The sequence below is a fragment of the Paenibacillus jiangxiensis genome (assembly GCF_046098255.1).
GTDB classification, from domain to species: Bacteria; Bacillota; Bacilli; order Paenibacillales; family Paenibacillaceae; genus Paenibacillus; species Paenibacillus jiagnxiensis.
In genome coordinates this window covers 385664-403090 of record NZ_JBJURI010000001.1, presented here as the reverse complement: position 1 = coordinate 403090, position 17427 = coordinate 385664, and the positions used below count along the sequence as shown (strand labels likewise).

Annotated in this window: 12 protein-coding genes and 1 pseudogene; 11 read left to right on the top strand and 2 right to left on the bottom strand. The window is 54.6% G+C overall.

Annotated elements, in window-relative coordinates; genetic code table 11:
- Positions 1-92: 92 nt before the first annotated feature.
- The 5 genes from ACI1P2_RS01730 (at position 93) to ACI1P2_RS01710 (ending at position 7153) form a co-directional block, all read left to right on the top strand.
- Positions 93-797 carry a methionine ABC transporter ATP-binding protein gene (locus ACI1P2_RS01730; protein ID WP_355316316.1) on the top strand — a complete coding sequence of 235 codons (705 nt, stop codon included), beginning with the start codon at positions 93-95 and terminating at the stop codon, positions 795-797.
- A complete protein-coding gene (locus tag ACI1P2_RS01725) occupies positions 790-1464 on the top strand; it encodes a methionine ABC transporter permease (RefSeq protein WP_408976101.1) in 675 nt (224 codons plus the stop codon). The genes ACI1P2_RS01730 and ACI1P2_RS01725 overlap by 8 nt, the downstream gene beginning before the upstream one ends.
- 61 nt (positions 1465-1525) lie before the next feature.
- Positions 1526-2371 carry a MetQ/NlpA family ABC transporter substrate-binding protein gene (locus ACI1P2_RS01720; RefSeq protein WP_355316240.1) on the top strand — a complete coding sequence of 282 codons (846 nt, stop codon included), beginning with the start codon at positions 1526-1528 and terminating at the stop codon, positions 2369-2371.
- A 409-nt stretch (positions 2372-2780) separates the two neighbouring features.
- A complete protein-coding gene (locus tag ACI1P2_RS01715) occupies positions 2781-5525 on the top strand; it encodes a glycoside hydrolase family 3 C-terminal domain-containing protein (protein ID WP_355316238.1) in 2745 nt (914 codons plus the stop codon).
- 101 nt (positions 5526-5626) lie between these two features.
- Positions 5627-7153 (top strand): glycoside hydrolase family 30 protein, encoded by a 1527-nt coding sequence (locus tag ACI1P2_RS01710; RefSeq protein ID WP_355316236.1) that lies wholly within the window; start codon positions 5627-5629, stop codon positions 7151-7153.
- Between the two features lie 650 nt (positions 7154-7803).
- Here the strand turns inward: ACI1P2_RS01710 and ACI1P2_RS01705 are convergent.
- Positions 7804-8364 (bottom strand): hypothetical protein, encoded by a 561-nt coding sequence (locus ACI1P2_RS01705; protein ID WP_355316314.1) that lies wholly within the window; start codon positions 8362-8364, stop codon positions 7804-7806.
- A 162-nt stretch (positions 8365-8526) separates the two neighbouring features.
- A pseudogene (locus ACI1P2_RS01700) lies at positions 8527-8706 on the bottom strand (transposase); the annotation flags it as partial.
- 685 nt (positions 8707-9391) lie between these two features.
- Here ACI1P2_RS01700 and ACI1P2_RS01695 point away from each other — a divergent pair.
- From ACI1P2_RS01695 to ACI1P2_RS01670, 6 genes are read left to right on the top strand one after another with little or no spacing between them, the layout of a single operon-like run.
- Positions 9392-11446, top strand: a complete 2055-nt coding sequence (locus ACI1P2_RS01695) for a hydantoinase/oxoprolinase family protein (protein ID WP_355316234.1) — start codon at positions 9392-9394, stop codon at positions 11444-11446.
- On the top strand, positions 11443-13422 hold the full coding sequence (locus ACI1P2_RS01690) for a hydantoinase B/oxoprolinase family protein (RefSeq protein WP_355316232.1): 1980 nt from the start codon (positions 11443-11445) through the stop codon (positions 13420-13422). Before ACI1P2_RS01695 ends, ACI1P2_RS01690 begins: the two co-directional genes overlap by 4 nt.
- A gap of 22 nt (positions 13423-13444) precedes the next feature.
- Complete coding sequence (locus tag ACI1P2_RS01685; RefSeq protein ID WP_355316230.1) at positions 13445-14563, top strand: ABC transporter substrate-binding protein; 1119 nt, start codon at positions 13445-13447, stop codon at positions 14561-14563.
- Positions 14560-15669: an ABC transporter ATP-binding protein gene (locus ACI1P2_RS01680; RefSeq protein ID WP_355316228.1), complete on the top strand. Its 1110-nt coding sequence runs from the start codon at positions 14560-14562 to the stop codon at positions 15667-15669. The genes ACI1P2_RS01685 and ACI1P2_RS01680 overlap by 4 nt, the downstream gene beginning before the upstream one ends.
- Positions 15670-15672: 3 nt before the next feature.
- Complete coding sequence (locus ACI1P2_RS01675; RefSeq protein ID WP_355316226.1) at positions 15673-16551, top strand: ABC transporter permease; 879 nt, start codon at positions 15673-15675, stop codon at positions 16549-16551.
- Positions 16544-17392 carry an ABC transporter permease gene (locus ACI1P2_RS01670; RefSeq protein WP_355316224.1) on the top strand — a complete coding sequence of 283 codons (849 nt, stop codon included), beginning with the start codon at positions 16544-16546 and terminating at the stop codon, positions 17390-17392. Before ACI1P2_RS01675 ends, ACI1P2_RS01670 begins: the two co-directional genes overlap by 8 nt.
- The last annotated feature ends 35 nt before the right edge of the window (positions 17393-17427 follow it).

The window sequence follows — 17427 nt, the reverse complement described above, 5'->3', positions numbered from 1 at the left end:
TCATGACCTATAATTTACAGGTACGAAGTCGATGTAACAGATTTATAAATAAGTAATACAGTGTGCCGGCTTGTCGGAAGGAGGAGAGGCTTATCGTCTCACTGGAGCATGTCAGCAAAACCTACCGCTTGCCGAAAGGTCAGTTGGAAGCGGTGCAGGACGTTACTCTTCATATTCCGAAGGGAACAATTCACGGCATCATCGGCACCAGTGGAGCGGGCAAATCCACGCTGCTGCGGATGGTCAATCTTCTGGAGCGCCCGGATCGGGGCAAGGTCTTTGTCGGGGACCAGGAGCTGACGGCTCTATCTGTCCGGCAGTTGAGGGAGGTCCGGCGCTCGATCGGCATGATTTTTCAGCAGTATAACCTTGTGCTGAACCGCACCGTCAGCCGGAACATTTCCATGGCCATGGAGCTTGCCGGGGTGCCGAAGCGGGAGCGGCTTGCACGCATTGAGGAATGTCTGAAATTCGTAGGGCTGGAGGATAAGGCAGAGCAATATCCCTCCCGGCTGAGCGGCGGACAGAAGCAGCGGGTAGCGATTGCCAGAGCGCTGGCCAACGCTCCGAAGGTGCTGCTGTGCGACGAGCCGACTTCTGCGCTCGACCCGCAGACGACCGCGGACATTCTGGAGGTGCTGCGTCATATAAACCATACCTACGGTGTGACCATTCTCATCGTGACCCATGATATGAGCGTTGTGAAGAAGATATGCAGCCGGGTGTCTATCATGGAGCAGGGGCAAATTGTGCGGACGGTTTCGGTGGATGAACTGGAGGGAATGGGTGATGCTTGATCAGATGATGGCGGATGTCATCAAATATCAGTCCGAGATCTGGCAGGCCATCGGCGAAACCTTCGTCATGGTCGGCATTTCCATACTGGCTGCGCTGCTCGCCGGTCTTCCGCTGGGGACGGTTTTATTTTTGAGCAGAAAGGGACAACCCTACGCGAATCGCCTGCTGTTCACGGTTCTGGACACCTTCGTAAACATTGTCCGCTCGTTTCCGTTCCTGCTGCTGGTCGTGTTTTTGATTCCATTTACGCGCCTGATCGTCGGAACTGCGTTGGGCACACTGGCTGCGGCCGTTCCTTTGGCGGTTGTGGCGATTGCCTACTACGCGAGACTGGTGGAGCAATCCCTGCTGGACGTGTCGCGCGGGGTGATGGAAGCCGCCTCTTCCATGGGCGCGTCGACGATCCAGATGATCGTGAAATTCCTGTATGTGGAGGCGCGCTCCGGGCTCGTTCTGGGACTGACCACGGCGACGATCAGCTTTATCTCCTATTCCACGGTTATGGGGGTTGTCGGCGGAGGAGGCGTGGGGGACTTTGCCATCCGTTACGGCTATCAGCGCTTTGAGACAGAAATTATGGTATTTACGATTATTATCATGATTATTTTGGTGCAGTTCATCCAGTTTGCCGGCAGCGCGCTGTCCAGGCTATTGGATAAACGGTAACCGGGAGGCTTTTGCCTGAATAATAAAAAGATCAACAGACGGGGGTTATTTCATGCGAAATATGAAAAATACAATGCTGCTGATGCTGCTTGCGGCCATGATGCTGATTGCAGCAGGCTGCGGACAGCAGTCCGGCCAATCGGGGACTGCAGGGGAGAAGGCCGATCAGGCCGCGGGAGCCAAGGAAGAAACGACGCTGAAGGTAGCAACGCTGATTCCGCCGATGACTGATGTGCTTGAACTGGTGAAGCCGCTGCTCAAAGAGGACGGCATTAATCTGGAGATTGTAGTTCTGTCCGATAATGTACAGCCGAATACGGCGCTGGCCAGCGGTGAAGTGGACGCTAACTTCTTCCAGCACGTCCCTTACATGGAACAATATAATGAAGCAAACGATTCACATCTGGTAGGGATACAGCCGATCTATCACGCGATTTACGGCGGATATTCCAAGCGTTACAAGAAAGTCGAGGACCTGCCGGAAGGCGCGACCATTGCTATGGCAAATGACCCGTCCAACATCGGACGTTCGCTGGTCATGTTTGAGAAGAATGGTCTGATTAAACTGAAGGAAGGCGCAGGCATCAACGCCACCCAGGCGGATATCGTGGAGAATCCGAAGCACTTCAAGTTCAAGGAAGTCGATCTGCTGATGCTGGCCCGCACGCTGGATGACGTCGATCTGGTGGCCATGACTCCCGCTTATGCCGCACCGCTTGGCCTGACGCCGAAAAAGGATGCGCTGATCAAGGAGGACGTGGACTCCAAGTTTGCGATCACGCTGGTTGCCCGCGAGGATAACAAGGATTCTGAGGCAATCCGCAAGCTGGCGGAGCGCATGAGCGGTCCGGAAGTGAAGAAATTTTTTGAGGATAACTACCCTGATATTGCAATTCCGGCATTTTAAATTTATAGCGTGCATAACGTCCGTCGCGAAAGCTGAACCTGGCTTTCGCGGCGGATTTTTTTAGATGATGAAATGAATAACCCAACTTACACATACAATACAGTAAAATTAAGGGAAACCGGGACCAGGTACAAAAGCTCATTTTTAACCTGTTCACCGTAAAAGATACAAAGTTGTTACCTTTTCTTAAACATTTTGTTACAAGAATGTAAAGCGATTTCATTCTGGTCCTAATATCTTTTGTCACCCTCACTTTCCAGTATGTGGCTAGTGCATTCGGTTTCTTTATCGGCTAGTGTGTTAAGGGGTTCAGCCGGCCTGCCTTTTTGAGAGGGGGGCAGGCTGGCTGCTGCCAGGCAGCATATCCTTGCTCGGGTGTGCAAATACATATTGGGAAGGTGAACAACGAGTGAGAGTGAAACCGCTGGTATTTCGTTTGACTGTTATGGCAGTCATGATCGCCATGGTGATGGCACCGTTCAACACGATCTCTGCGGAAGGGGACGCCGCCGACAAGCCGTGGATGAATACGTCTCTGTCCGCGAAGGAGCGTACGGCCTTGCTGGTCAAAGCCATGACGCTGGAAGAGAAAATAGACTTCGTAACCGGTGATGTGAATGATAATTACGGTTTTTATAACAAAGCCATAGAGAGATTGGGCATCCCGGCCCTGAAAATGGCTGACGGGCCGGCTGGTATACGCGTTGCCAATCCGGACGTCCAGGATAAGCAGGCGACGGCTCTTCCTGCACCGATTGCTTTGGCCGCCTCATGGGATACGGAAGCAGCTTTACAATACGGTGACCTGCTCGGGAAAGAGGCCTATAATACAACCCATAATGTATTTTTGGGCCCTGGACTTGATATCGCGCGTCTGCCGTGGGGTTCGCGCAACTTTGAATCGCTTGGCGAGGATCCGCTGCTGCAGTCCAAGCTGGGGGCGGCTTATGTGAAGGGGGTTCAGAGCAATCCGGTTATTGCTACGGCCAAGCATTACCTGCTGAACAACCAGGAAACCGAGCGTTTTACGACCAATGTTAAAGCGGATGAACGCACAATTCAGGAGGTTTATCTGCGGCCGTTCGAATCGGCGGTACAAGCGGGTTTGGGTGCTGCCATGTGCTCGTTCAATAAAATCAATGGCGTGGCAGCCTGTGACAATGACGAGATGCTGAATGGTGTCCTGAAAGGACAAAAAGGCTTTGACGGTTTTATCATGAGCGATTACGGCGCCAACGTGAGTACCGCCACTTCCGCCAATGCGGGACTCGACTTGGAAACACCGGGTGTTCCGTATAATAAGTGGGGGGATAAGCTGTTGGCCGCTGTTAAGAAAGGTGAAGTCAGCGAGGAACGTGTTGACGACATGGTGAGCCGCATTTTGCTGCAAATGTTTGAAAAAGGTTTGTTCGATCACCCGGCCAAAAACAACCTGATTGATACTAAAGCGGACGGCGCGTTAGCTCGCAAAATTGCCGAAGACAGCATGGTGCTGCTCCAGAACAACAATGACATGCTGCCGCTGTCTGCGGACAAGCTGAAATCGATTGCCGTCATTGGTCCGGACGCTGATAATGGTTCGGCTGCCGGAGGCGGCAGTTCCAAAGTCAATCCAACATATTCGGTCAGTCCGCTCAAAGGCATTCGCGAGCGGGCAGGTAATGATGTGGATGTGAAATACGCGCCAGGCAGCGATCCGATCACGGCTGGTGATATCATTCCCGGACCGTCCGCAGTGCCTTCTTCTCTGCTCCATCCTGCTGTTCCTGCGAAGGAGGGCGCAAGTGTCGGATACGCCACTTACAATGAAGAGGAAAACGGCCTGCGCGGGGAATATTGGGACAACGCCGCGATGGAAGGAAGCCCTGGCTTTGTGCATACAGATAAACAGGTGAATATGAATCTGGGCTTTTATAATTTCGATTTCAATGCCAGGTCCCCAAAAGTGGACCCTGTTCCGACAAAGTTCAACTCCATGATGTCGGCACGCTGGACGGGGGTCATCGCCGCCTCTGAAACAGGGGAATACAAGCTGTCGATCTCAAGCATGGGTTCAGGCAAGCTGTACCTTGACGGAGAACTGTTCATTGACAACAAAGGAACCAAACTGGAAACCACGGAAAAGAGCATTACCCTGAAGAAAGGTGAACAGCATAGCGTACGTATTGAGTACCGCACCGATTCGCCGAGCTTCAATGACAGTGATTACGGCGGCATGATCCGCTTCGGCTGGGAGCCGCCGGCCAACATGCAGGACAAGCTCATTAAAGATGCTGTTGAACTGGCCCGCAAGTCCGATGTTGCGGTCATTGTAACCCGTACGTATGACAGTGAAGGTTATGTGGACCGCTCCGACCTGGAGCTCCCGAACAATCAGGACCGGCTGATTAAAGCCGTTGCTGCTGTGAATCCGAAGACCATTGTAGTTCAGATGAGCGGCAGGGCGGTCGAAATGGACGGCTGGCAGAACGACGTACCGGCCATTATCCAGGCATGGTATGCCGGCCAGGAACAGGGCAGCGCTCTTGCCCGCATCCTGTTCGGTGATGTGAATCCGTCAGGCAAGCTTCCTGTTACTTTCCCTGTCAATGAAAAAGCGACACCTGTGTCCAGCGAAGCCCAGTTCCCTGGCATTAATGGCAACGGGGATTACTCTGAAGGCATTGATGTCGGTTACCGCGGCTATGAGAAGGAAGGCATCAAGCCTGCTTTCGCCTTCGGTTACGGATTGTCTTATACAACGTTTAACTACAGCAATTTGAAAACCAAAGCGAATAAGGGCGGGAAAAAGGAAAGCACCGTGGAGGTGTCCCTGAACCTGCGCAATACCGGTAAAGTATCCGGCTCCGAGGTGGTACAGGTGTATACGGGCAAGCTGCCCGCACCGGTGGATACACCGTCCAAGCAGCTCGCGGGCTTCGCGAAGATCAAGCTTGACCCGGGCAAGCAGCAGCGTGTAACCATACAGCTGGATAACAAAGCTTTGTCGTACTGGGATGAAAAATCCGATCAATGGGTCATGCCGTCCGGCGAAGTGCCGATTTACGTAGGGAGCTCCTCCTCGGATATCCGTCTTGAAGGAAAGGTAACGATTCCGGAAGCCAAGAATGCCGGGAAGGGCAATAAGGATACGAAGTCCAAACAGGCAAAATAAGATCAACGGATAAAGGAATCTTTTATCAATCATACGGGTATAAAAATGAAGTCGGGGCGTCTGCCCCGGCTCTTTTTTCATAAGGAAAGGAGGCGGGGAGCATGCGGGATAACAGAGCGAAGATTTTCAAGCTTATGGTCAGAATCCTTCTTCCGCTGTTGGCGGTCATCGTCTGCGGTGTGCTCCTGTTTTGGGGAGTCGGTGGTTTTTACGGGGACCAGGACCAGCAGCCGTTGCCCATGGAAGAAGATGCAAGCGTATGGCTGACTACGCCGGATCGTGCGAATCTGCTGACACCGCAGACAGCGCAGCATTTTTCGGAGCATGGAGACAGCGGCAGCGATGTGCTGACGATCGATGTAAATCCGCAGATTGCCTATCAAACGATCGAGGGCTTTGGGGCGGCAATAACGGGCTCATCAGCTTATTTGATCAATCATAGGATGTCTGATGCGCAAAGGGATGCGCTTTTAAATGATCTGTTTACTTCCCAGGGGATTAATATCAATTATATCCGGCATACCATTGGAGCTTCCGATTACTCGGTGGATGCGAACGGGCAGCCTGCGAGCTATACCTATGATGATACGGATTCAGGCGAGCCGGATTATGACCTGAACCATTTTTCCGTCGCCAAGGATACCGATGTCATGGGGCTGCTGCAGAATATAATGAAGAAAAAGGAAGGTATCAAGTTGATCGGGACTCCCTGGACCGCTCCGGCCTGGATGAAGTATGGCGAAAAAACGCTGAACGGCTGGTATCTGAATTATACCGACCCGCACGTGTATTCTGCATATGCGGAGTATTTTGTCCGCTATATAAAAGCTTATGAACAGGCGGGAATCCCTGTCGAGGCAGTGACGATGCAGAATGAGCCCGAGTTCACGACCCCTGATTATCCAAGCATGAGCATGAGTGCGCCGGAGCAGGCAAAATTTATCCGGGAATACCTCGGGCCTGCCTTTAAAGCAAACGGGCTGAATACCAAAATTATAGGCTTTGATCATAATTGGGATATTGGCGAGAATTACGCGGGTACCTTGCTTTCCGATGAGGGGGCCAACAGCTATATTGACGGCACCGCCTACCACTGCTACGCGGGATCGCCTGATGTAATGTCGCGAATGCATGACGCTTACCCTGATAAGCATATTTATTTGACGGAATGCAGCGGAGGGGCCTGGAGCACGGATTTCGGAAGCAATTTGAGCTGGCAATTGTCCAATTTGATTATCGGGGGCACTCGCAACTGGGCGCAAAATGTACTGCTCTGGAATATGGCGCTTGACCCCGATGGCGGACCGACTAATGGCGGGTGCACGAACTGCCGCGGAGTCGTAACCATCGATCCGGCCACCGGAGCCGTGACAAAAAATGAAGAGTATTATGCCATTGGGCATGCGAGCAAATTTGTTCATCCGGGCGCGGTGCGCATTGATTCAACGCAGCAGGCTGGCAGCATCGAAAACGTCGCCTTTCGCAATCCGGATGGAACAGTAGTGCTGATTGCCGTCAACGTAACGGCGGACAAACGGGAATTTACCGTAAGGCAGGGCACAAAATCCTTTGCCTACACGCTGCCTTCACATGCGGCCGTTACATTCACCTGGCAGCCGCAGGTCTGAGCAGGGTCTGTTCCTTAAGTAGCTTTGAAATGCCAACAGACAGGCTCGAATGACGAAAATCACTATGGTAACGCACAGATGTGAGGGACAAATGGTCGAGAAAGGGGATGCACTGCAGCTCCTGTTCTCGACTTTTTTTATTATTCAACTTTCGCAGAGCCCAAATCCACTTAAACCTTTGTAGCTACTGGATTCTGAGGAATTCGAATCCCTTTGTATAACCAGTGCTTGACAGCCGATCGTGCAAGGAATGTGAACTCGCTGTCCGGGGGCTTTGCACGATTATCCCATTTGATCAGGTAAAGAAAAACAGAAAACCGAGGACCGAAAATATACTTTAGGCACGTTAAAGAAAATAACAAATCAATCAAATGAGGCACGAAAATGCCTGTTGTTACGCTATTCAGGACAATCGAATGGGTCTATTATTTTTTTGATCGTGCCTTATGAAGAAGCAGATCGGTTCGAGGTAATGAGACGATCTTAGGAGAAAGCAGAGCGTTTAGGTGATGTGAAACCGACCGAGAGAGAAGGAAGGAGCGGAGCAAGGCACCGAAAAAATAAAAAGCCCCTCGTCCTCGTTGCAGCTTGAACTCGAATGTTTCCGATTTCCTCGTTCATACTAACCTTTCCTCGTTCAAGCACTGCGATCAGGACGCAGCCGCAAGAAGCTGCACCGGTTGGCGCGCGACCAGCCGACGATAGGTAATCGCCGGAATCGCCACACTCATGTACAGTAACTTCTGTCGCATCGTTTCGCCTGCTCCAGACAGGTACAAGCGGCGGCGTCCGGTGTACTCGTTGAGGTACGCCTGCAGATGCTTTGTTCCTAAGGCTGCATACGTACTCTTCAGCGATTTCCACGCCTCTCTCACCACGTTCCGTAAGGGTCTATACAGCCGACAGGCTTGAGAAAACGACTGTACCGCCGATGCCCGGACATCTACCTGTTCGTTGATGAACGCAGCGAGTTCGAGACGATTCGCTCCATTCCCCTCTCCCCTCATCTGGGGGACCAGACGGATTTTGACCTGCTCCGGCTCGCCCGACTCCATGATCGTGCATCCGGCTACGATTGCCGAAGCATGCGGATGCGGAAACTGAGGGCGGGCCGGATTACGCCCATAGAGGTCGCTGTTTACCTTCACGTCTCCGCAGAGCAGCTCCCGGGCATCGAACTCTCCGATGGCATGGCGGATTTTTTGGAGCATGAGCCAGGCGGTTTTGTAGGTGACCTGGATCACCTGGCTCAGCCGCATCGCCGAGATGCCGTCGGGGAGCAGGAACAATTCCAGCGCCTGGAACCACTTGGTCAGGGGGAGATGAGTTCGTTCAAAAATCGTGCCAACCAAAGCCGACGTTTGATGTGCGCACTTTGCGCACTCGAACATGGGGATGCGCCGGGAAGTCAGACGACTGCAGCGGGTGTGAGCGCAACGCGGACAGACGAAGCCGTTCGGCCACTTCATCGCGATCAATGCCTCCATGCAGTCCCGCTCGTTGTGATAACGACTGCTAAAGGATTGAAGTTCTGTTTCCGCTTGGACTTCCATGTCTGCTAACCCCCGAATCAATAATATACGAACATAAGTTCTTTTTTATTATATCAAACATATGTTCCCGTTTCAAGCCGAACATCCCACATGAGCTGCCTCTTTTTTTCTTATCTGTTTTCTCGTTTCTCATTATTCCTTCCCCTGGCCCCCCCCAACACTCAACCCCCGCATTCTGATCAAAAGGGATAATCGTGCAAAGCTGTGTGGAGAAGCACCAGGCAACGGACACCAGACATCAGACACCACACACCACACCCTATAGACACCCAGTTCACTCTGGCTACCAGACTCCGAGGGCCAAATCCCCTTCTTGCAAGAGAGCTAGCAAAAGGCTGTCTTCTTTGATTCAGCGTCAACCCCAGCAGTAGATCTCCGTTTTCCCCCGTTATATCAAGACCTGTTTGCCGATTTCATGCTGCAAAATATACAGAATAATCCATTGAAATTTGGTGCCAGCAGCGGGTGATGGAAGGAATGCTTCGTTCGCGGAGCGCTTCATAACAGAATTTATTTCCCAAAAAATATATTGATTGCGTTTACTTGAAGGAGGGGCGAAAAAAATGTCGAAATTTAAGATTAAAACCTGTTCAAATTCCTTGAAAATTTCAATTAATCCCGATAGAATTAGTTGAAAATTAAACATCATAATATAATAGTTTGCATATATAAGGGGGAGGACGATTTGGGAGATTCATGGAGGCTCGGCATCGATATCGGAGGAACCTTTACCGATCTAACGATTATCAACAATGAAACCGGCCAGCTGACCAATATTAAAACACCTACCGTTCCCGCAGATCCTGCCCAGGGAATTGCGAACGGATTGGCATTGCTTCGTGAGAAGGGAATCGATCCGCAGGATATCGATTACTTCGTTCACGGCACAACCATAGGTCTTAACACCTTATTACAGCGTCGCGGTGAAACGGTAGCCCTTTTGGTTACTGAAGGATTCAGAGATTTGCTCAACCTGCAGCGCTTGCGCTTGCCGATCCCCTACGACTTCCGTTCCCGGCTGCCCGAACCGCTCATTCCGCGTGAACGCGTGTTCACCGTAAAAGAAAGAATGCGCCATGACGGTTCGGTGCACACGCCGCTGGATGTGGACAGCCTGGATGAGGCGATCAGGGGAGTGCTGGCCTCCGGAGCCAGGGGTGTAGTCGTGTGTTTCCTGCACAGCTATAAAAATCCGGTTCATGAACAGCAGGCGGTGGCCCGTATTGCGGAGCTTGCTCCCGAACTGGGTGTGAACGCATCCTCCGTGTTGTGGCCGCAGATGCGGGAATATGAACGGGCGGCCATGACCTCTGTGAACATGTATATTCAGCCGAACGTTCAGAAATATTTCGAAACCCTGCAGGAGCGCCTGAACGGAGAAGGAGTACGGACCCGGCCGTTTATTACGCAATCCAACGGAGGCATCATGGATATCGGCACGGCGGCTGAAGCGCCGGTAAGAACCCTGTTCTCCGGTCCGGCCGCCGGTGTAATCGGCGCCGTACAAGCTGCTCGTTCGGCAGGCATCGGCAATGTGATCACCTTCGATATGGGTGGCACGAGCGCCGACATTTCCATTATCGAAGGCGGGGAGCCGACATTCACGCAGACGAACCAGCTGGCCGGCATGCCGATCATGCTGCCGTCCGTATCGATGTATTCGGTTGGCGCCGGCGGAGGCTCTTACGCCTGGATCGATAACGGCGGGCTGCTGAAGGTCGGCCCCGAATCCGTCGGCTCTGCCCCGGGCCCGGCATGTTACGGGCGCGGCGATAAAGCGGCGCTGACGGATGCGTTCCTGCTGTGCGGTTATCTGAATCCGGAACGATTCGCGGCTGGCAATGTGCAGCTTTATCCGGAGCGGTCAGCACAGGCCATTCAGCCGATTGCGCAGCATCTCGGCCTGAATGAACGTGAAGCGGCGGACCGTATGATCCAGGTTGCGGCAGCGAACATGTATGCGGAGCTCAGTGCGGTCATGGAACAGCATGGCTTCGATCCGCGCGAATTCAGCCTGCTGGCCTTCGGCGGGGGCGGACCGGTGACGGCCAACTTCCTGGCGGAGGAAATCCAGGCGCAGAGTGTGCTGGTGCCGCCTAGTCCAGGCACATTATGCGCCCTGGGTGCGCTGACGGCCGATTTCGCCTACGACGCTGTACTTTCCCTGCAGCAGCGGTTCGATGATTATCCTTTCGAGCAGCTTGTTCGGGAATACGACCGTCTGGCGGATCAGGCGCGTACATGGCTGGAGCAGCAGCAGGTATCAGGGCTGAAAGGCAGCACGCTGTACTACTCTATAGATGCCCGCTATGCGGGACAAGCCTTTGAAATCGAGCTGCCTTTGGACCGCTCTATGCTGGAGGCGGGCAACGGAGAGCGGATTGTGGCAGCCTTCCATGATCTTCATCGCCGTCAGTACGGACACAGCGATGAAGCGGCGGTGCTTGAGCTGATCAACCTGCGTGTCCGGCTCGTCGGCCATACGCAAAAGCCGGGCGCGGTGTCCCTGCCTCAAGCTGACGGGGAATTCAAGCCTGTTGGACAGCGGACGATCGTGTACGGCGGCAAGGAATATGAAGCGGGAATTTACTCACGTTCGGCCATGAAGGCAGGCCATCTGGTCGAAGGTCCGGCAGTCGTTGAGCAGGACGATACGACGGTGCTCATCCTCAAGGGTTGGTACGGGGAAGCTGACGGGTCCGGCAATCTGATTTTGAAACGGAAAGAGGTGCTGGCATGAGGACAGATCCGGCTACACTGGAAATTATGCGCAGTTATTTTAATGCGATAGCCGCCGGCATGGGACATGTCATTGAGCGGACCTCGTTTACGACATTTGTTAAAGAATCGGCTGATTTTGCTACTGCCCTGGCGACGCCGGACGGAGAATTTTTTGTCTATCCGAAGACGGTTGGTGTAACGATTTTTCTCGGTTTGAGCGTGCAGCGAGCCGCGGAAGCCTGCGCGCCGCTGGAGCCGGGAGATATCATCATTACGAACGAGCCTTATTCCACGGACGGATTGGCTACACATTTGCCTGACGTGCATGTGTTCAAGCCGATTTTTGTAGATGGCGAGCTCATTTCATACGCTTGGGCTTTCGTGCACTGCAGCGATGTAGGGGGGCTTGTGCCTTCCAGCATTTCGCCAGAAGCGACGGATATCCATCAGGAGGGGCTGCGTATTCCGCCTGTCAAGCTGTATAAACGCGGTGAACCGAATACGGAGGTGCATACCTTCCTGAACGCCAACAGCCGCACACCACATCTGAATCTGGGCGATTTCAACGCCATGGTGGCGGCCGTCAATACGGCGGAGCAGCGTTTGCATGCCATGGTGAAGAAGTTCGGCGTGCAGGCGGTGAAGGACAGCATGCAGGACCTGATGGAGCAGGGGGACCTGCGCGCGCGCAAGGTGATCGATCAGATTCCGGACGGGACTTACAGCTTCGCGGATTATCTGGATGACGACATGGTTTCGGATACGCCCATTCGTCTGGCGGTTGACGTTACCGTCAAGGGCGGGGATATCACGCTTGATTTCTCGAACTCCGACCCGCAGGTGCGTACGGCGTTTAACCTGGTGACGAACGGGAAAAAGCACTCCTTCCTATTCCAGGGTCTGATCAACTATATCATCAGCTCCGATCCGTTCATTCCCGTAAACGGCGGCATTACGCGGCCGATTCATGTGATCGCGCCGCGCGGTACGTTGGTGAATCCGGTGTATCCGGCCGCGGTGGGCATACGCCACACCATTACAATGCGGCTGTATAACGCAGTGCTGGGCGCGCTGGCCCAGGCGATTCCGGAGCTGGTCCCGGCCGCCGGAGCTGGACAATCCGCGATTGTGGTGCTGTCCACGCCGGACGTATTGAGCGGAACACGCAATATGGCGGTTGTACAGCCTATGGGCGGCGGTGGCGGCGGTCAGAGCGATATGGACGGAGCGGACGGAATCGACCATTCCTCAGGTTTCCTCCGCAATACGCCGATCGAGAGTCTGGAGCAGCATATCGAGGTGCTGGTGCACCGCTATGAGCTGCTGGAGAATACGGCCGGCGCCGGACTGCACCGCGGCGGGCACGCCATCAGGCTGGACTTTGAAGTTCTGGAAGAAGGCTCGATCGTTACGGCGCGCGGCATGGAACGCCTGCGCTTCCATCCATGGGGCCTGGCTGGAGGCCAGGCAGGCTCGCTCGGACAGGTGCTGCTGAATCCGGACACACCGCAGGAGCGCAAGCTGCCGAAGATCAGCGTGCTTCACCCGCAGGTGGGCGATATCGTCAGCATCCTCTCGCCAGGCGGGGGAGGCTGGGGCGATCCGTTCCTGCGTGCTCCTGAAGAAGTGTGCGCGGAGGCGAACAGCGGACTGATCGGCGCGAAGCAGGCGGAGCGCCTGTACGGCGTGGCGCTCGAACGGGTGAACGGACGCTGGTCCGTTGACGAAGCGCGGACTGTCAGCCTGAGAGCAGGGCACGAGCCTGCGGCCAAGGAAGCCTGGGACTTTGGCTCCGCCCGTACCGCCTATGAGTCCGTATGGACTCCAGAGGCGAGCAATGCGCTGGCCCGGCTGCTTCAGCAGCTGCCGCCGATGCAAAGAGCGGCCCGCAAGCAGATAGTGCATGAGCAGGCAGCGTCGTTATATCCCGACAAGCGGCTCACTGCCGAAGAGGTCGGCCATATTTGGTCTGTTTTACAGCAAGTCCAACAATAATGACAAAAGGATGATTGCAACCATGAAAAAAACGAAGAAGTTTACAATTAGCGCATTATTGATAAGCCTTGCCCTTGTTGTATCGGCGTGCGGCGGCGGCAGCCAGCAGACCGGCAGCGGTGCCGAAAACGGCGGCGAGCTGCCGCAGACGAAAAAAGTCGTGATCGGCGTCTCCGGCGGTGACTGGGAAAAGAATATCCGTAAGGCAGCCTTGGACAAGTTCCAGCAGGAGACTGGCATTGAGGTGCAGGTGGTTACAGGCACGGACGCGGAATGGTTCCCGAAGCTGAAGGCCGGCAATGGCAAAAATTCGGCTTATGACGTGCTCGTTCTGCAGCCGGACACCATTCAGCGCGCCATGGCTTCGAATCTGCTCGAACCCCTGGACACCAAGCATGTGCCTAATGTAGCGGATCTGTATCCGTCTGTGCAGGAACGTTTTACCAAGGACGGACAAGCTTATGCAGCCGGCTTCAGCATGGGGCAGCTTGGCCTCGTTTATCGTAAAGATCTGGTTTCAACGCCTCCAACCAAATGGACGGATCTGTGGAATGCTGAATACAAAGGCAAGGTAGCGGTATCTTCGCCTTCCTACTCGGCAGGCCTGCAGTTCTTCTCTGGTCTTGTCCATGCGCCGGGCGGCAAAGAAAGCAATCCGGCGGATGTAGACAAGGCGTTTACGAAGCTCGCCGAGCTGAAGCAGAATACGGTGGCATTCCCGGACAACTCCGGCTCCATTCAGACACTGCTTGAACGCGGCGACGCGGCGGTTGTGCCATTCTGGGACGGACGCGCGTTTGCCATGCAAGATGCCGGACTTGATGTCGGATTTGTATATCCTGAAGACGGACCGGTAGCCGCTGTAGCAAGCTGGGTTATTCCGAAGGGCGGCCCGAACCTGGCCAATGCTTACAAGCTGGTGGATTACCTGTCCAGCCCAGACGCGCAAAAGTCGTTCTCCGATCTTTCCCTGTACGGAATGACCAACAAAAATGTGCAGTACAGCGATGCTTTGAAGGACAGAGTTCAAGTGGGCGAAGAAGCTTATAAAAAGCTGACCTGGGTAGATTACGACACGGCTACACCGAACCTGGCCGACTGGACCAACCGCTGGACGCAGGCATTGGGTGGGGCCAAGTGAGCAGGATTCATATCGATGACGTAAGCCGCCGGTTCGGCGATTTTACAGCATTGGAGCAGGTGCAGCTGACGATTGAGGAGGGAGAATTTTTCTCCCTCCTCGGGCCGAGCGGCTGCGGCAAAACAACACTGCTGAATATGATCGCCGGTTTTCTCGATCCGACCACCGGCCGTATTCTGATCGGTGATCAGGATGTCACGGGGCTGCCGCCATACCGGCGCGGCCTCGGCATTGTTTTTCAGGATTACGCGTTGTTCCCGCATTTAACCGTATTTGAAAATGTCGCATACGGGCTGCAGATCCGCAAGCAATCCAAACAGCAAATCAAGCGCCGTGTCGAAGAGACGCTCGCTTTGGTGCAGCTGTCCTCCATGGCGGACCGCAGGCCGCATCAGCTGAGCGGCGGGCAGCGCCAGCGTGTCGCCATTGCAAGAGCGCTGGCGATTGAGCCGGCCGTGCTGCTGCTGGACGAGCCGTTGAGCAATCTGGATGCAAAGCTGCGCAAGGACATGCAGACCGAGCTGAGATCGATCCAGCGCCGTGCTGGCGTGACGACCGTTATGGTCACGCATGACCAGGAGGAGGCCTTGAGCCTGTCCGACCGGATCGGCATTCTCGGTCAAGGACGATTGCAGCAGGTCGGTTCACCGCTTGAGGTATACCGTCAGCCTGCCAACCGTTTTGTGGCCGACTTTATCGGACAGGTTAACTTGTTCCGGACATCCGCCGAACCGGATGCGGTGGGCGGTACGGGCCGTCAGCGGTATATGACGGAGGATTACGAGACGTCCGCCGGCGTGCCGCTTGTGCTCGAAACGGCCTCGTCCGCTGCGGGCGGAACGGGAACGTTTATGCTGCGACCGGAACGGGTCCGGATTACGATGACGGCAGGTGCCGAAGGGCAGCCGAACCGTACGCCGGGGACGATCCGGACGATCAGCTATGCCGGTGACCACGTCCGGCTGCAAGTCAGTCTGCCCGGCAAGGGCGAACTGATCGTGCTTGCGCCGGACCCTGTCTTTCCCGTGCTGCCATCGCAGGGAGATGCCTGTGAGCTGTACTGGGAAGCAGAGGATGTCATTCCTCTGCCTGCGGAAGGGAGCTGACCTATGGCACGGACATCGGCTGTACGCCGCACGAACTCATTTTATTGGCTGCTGCTGACTCCTTCTCTGCTCTTTTTGACGGCATTTTTGGTCGTCCCGTTTATCATGCTGATCGTCCTCAGCTTCCGTGATGTGGACAGCCTGATGAACACGCTGCCCACGTACACCCTCTCGCATTATGTGGAGGTATTCACGTCGGGAGCGTATCTTGATGTAATCGCCAAAACGCTTGGCATAGCGCTGCTGACCACGGTCATTTGCATATTATTGGCTTATCCGGCCGCTTACCTGCTGGTAAGAACACAAAAGCCTGGTCTGCGCACGCTGTTTTATATTTTGCTGATCTCCCCGCTGCTGACCAGTGTGGTGATTCGGACATTTGCCTGGATCGTCATTCTGTCGCAGAACGGGCTGCTTAACGAAGTGCTGCTCTGGATGCATGTGATTGATAAGCCGATCACTGTGCTGTGGACCATGAATGCGGTCATAATCGCATATGTTCAGGTCATGCTGCCCTTTGCCGTGCTGCCCATCGCGACTTCAATGGGCGAGATTCAACCGAAGCTCCGGGACGCTTCCATGAGCCTGGGGGCGGGACGGGTACGTACCTTCTTCCGTGTTACCTTGCCCCTGACACTGCCGGGCATGCTGTCCGGCGCGGGGATCGTTTTTGCGCTTGCTGCGGGCAGCTACATTACGCCGCTGCTGGTCGGCGGACGGCTGCAGCCGCTGCTCTCCTTGTCCATTTATCAGCAGGCGGTACAGGTGTTCAATATGCCGTTTGCGGCTGCGCTGTCCGTCACGCTGCTGCTGCTGGTCGGCATCGTGGTGGCATTGATCGGCTGGATTTCGAAGAGATGGGAGGCGAGACTTCATGACTGACGTTACCGGACGTTCGGCAACGAATCCGCCTGCTGCACGCCCGCGCAGGCAGCGCAAGTGGTCGGCTTTGACCGTGCTGGTATGGACTGCCGGCATTCTGGTCTATCTCTTTCTGATCGCGCCAATTCTGGTCATTTTCCTGTCTGCGTTCAGCCCGACGGAATACCCGCAGTTTCCGCCAAGCTCGCTGTCGGTCCGCTGGTTCGCGGAGCTGTTCTCGAACAGCGACTGGGCTGACGCGCTGCGGGTCAGCCTCACCCTGTTGGTATTCGTGACCCCGCTGACGGTTATACTCGGCACGGCAGCGGCCTATGCGCTTGGCCGCCTGCAGTTCCGCGGACGTGAAGCCATTCAGTCCTTTATGCTGTCTCCGCTGATGATTCCGCAGGTGGTGCTGGGCATTGCGCTGCTTTACGAATTCACGGCACTTGGCTGGATGAATGAATTGAAGGCGCTGGTCATCGGCCATATGATCGTCGCGTTTCCGTATGTTGTGCGCACGGTCAGCGTCAGCGTCTCCAGCTTGGATCCGAAGCTGGAATCGGCTTCGATGAGCCTGGGGGCCGGAAGACTGAAAACGTTCTGGCGTGTGACGCTCCCGCTGATCAAGCCGGGCATTATCGCGGGTACGGTGTTCTCCATTGTGGAATCCTTTGGCGAGGTGTCGATCAGCCTGTTCGTATCCTCACCGGGAAATACAACCGTGCCTGTGCGTATTTTCAGCTATATCGATCAGACCTTTGATCCGTCCGTCAATGCCATTTCGGTTATTTTTATCGCAGTGGCGGTCATTGCCATGATCGTTATCGACCGCACGGTTGGATTGACCAAAGTAATGTAAATAAACATGCATCAGGGTGCCGTCCATAAGGAGGC

What these genes read in the sequence shown, in the direction of transcription:
- ACI1P2_RS01705 (WP_355316314.1), bottom strand. Translation starts at nt 8,364, where the DNA reads ATGCTCCAAAAAATCCGCCATGCCATCGGAGAGTTCGATGCCCGGGAG.
- ACI1P2_RS01685 (WP_355316230.1), top strand. Translation starts at nt 13,445, where the DNA reads ATGAAAAAAACGAAGAAGTTTACAATTAGCGCATTATTGATAAGCCTT.
- ACI1P2_RS01710 (WP_355316236.1), top strand. Translation starts at nt 5,627, where the DNA reads ATGCGGGATAACAGAGCGAAGATTTTCAAGCTTATGGTCAGAATCCTT.
- ACI1P2_RS01675 (WP_355316226.1), top strand. Translation starts at nt 15,673, where the DNA reads ATGGCACGGACATCGGCTGTACGCCGCACGAACTCATTTTATTGGCTG.
- ACI1P2_RS01670 (WP_355316224.1), top strand. Translation starts at nt 16,544, where the DNA reads ATGACTGACGTTACCGGACGTTCGGCAACGAATCCGCCTGCTGCACGC.
- ACI1P2_RS01690 (WP_355316232.1), top strand. Translation starts at nt 11,443, where the DNA reads ATGAGGACAGATCCGGCTACACTGGAAATTATGCGCAGTTATTTTAAT.
- ACI1P2_RS01725 (WP_408976101.1), top strand. Translation starts at nt 790, where the DNA reads ATGCTTGATCAGATGATGGCGGATGTCATCAAATATCAGTCCGAGATC.
- ACI1P2_RS01720 (WP_355316240.1), top strand. Translation starts at nt 1,526, where the DNA reads ATGAAAAATACAATGCTGCTGATGCTGCTTGCGGCCATGATGCTGATT.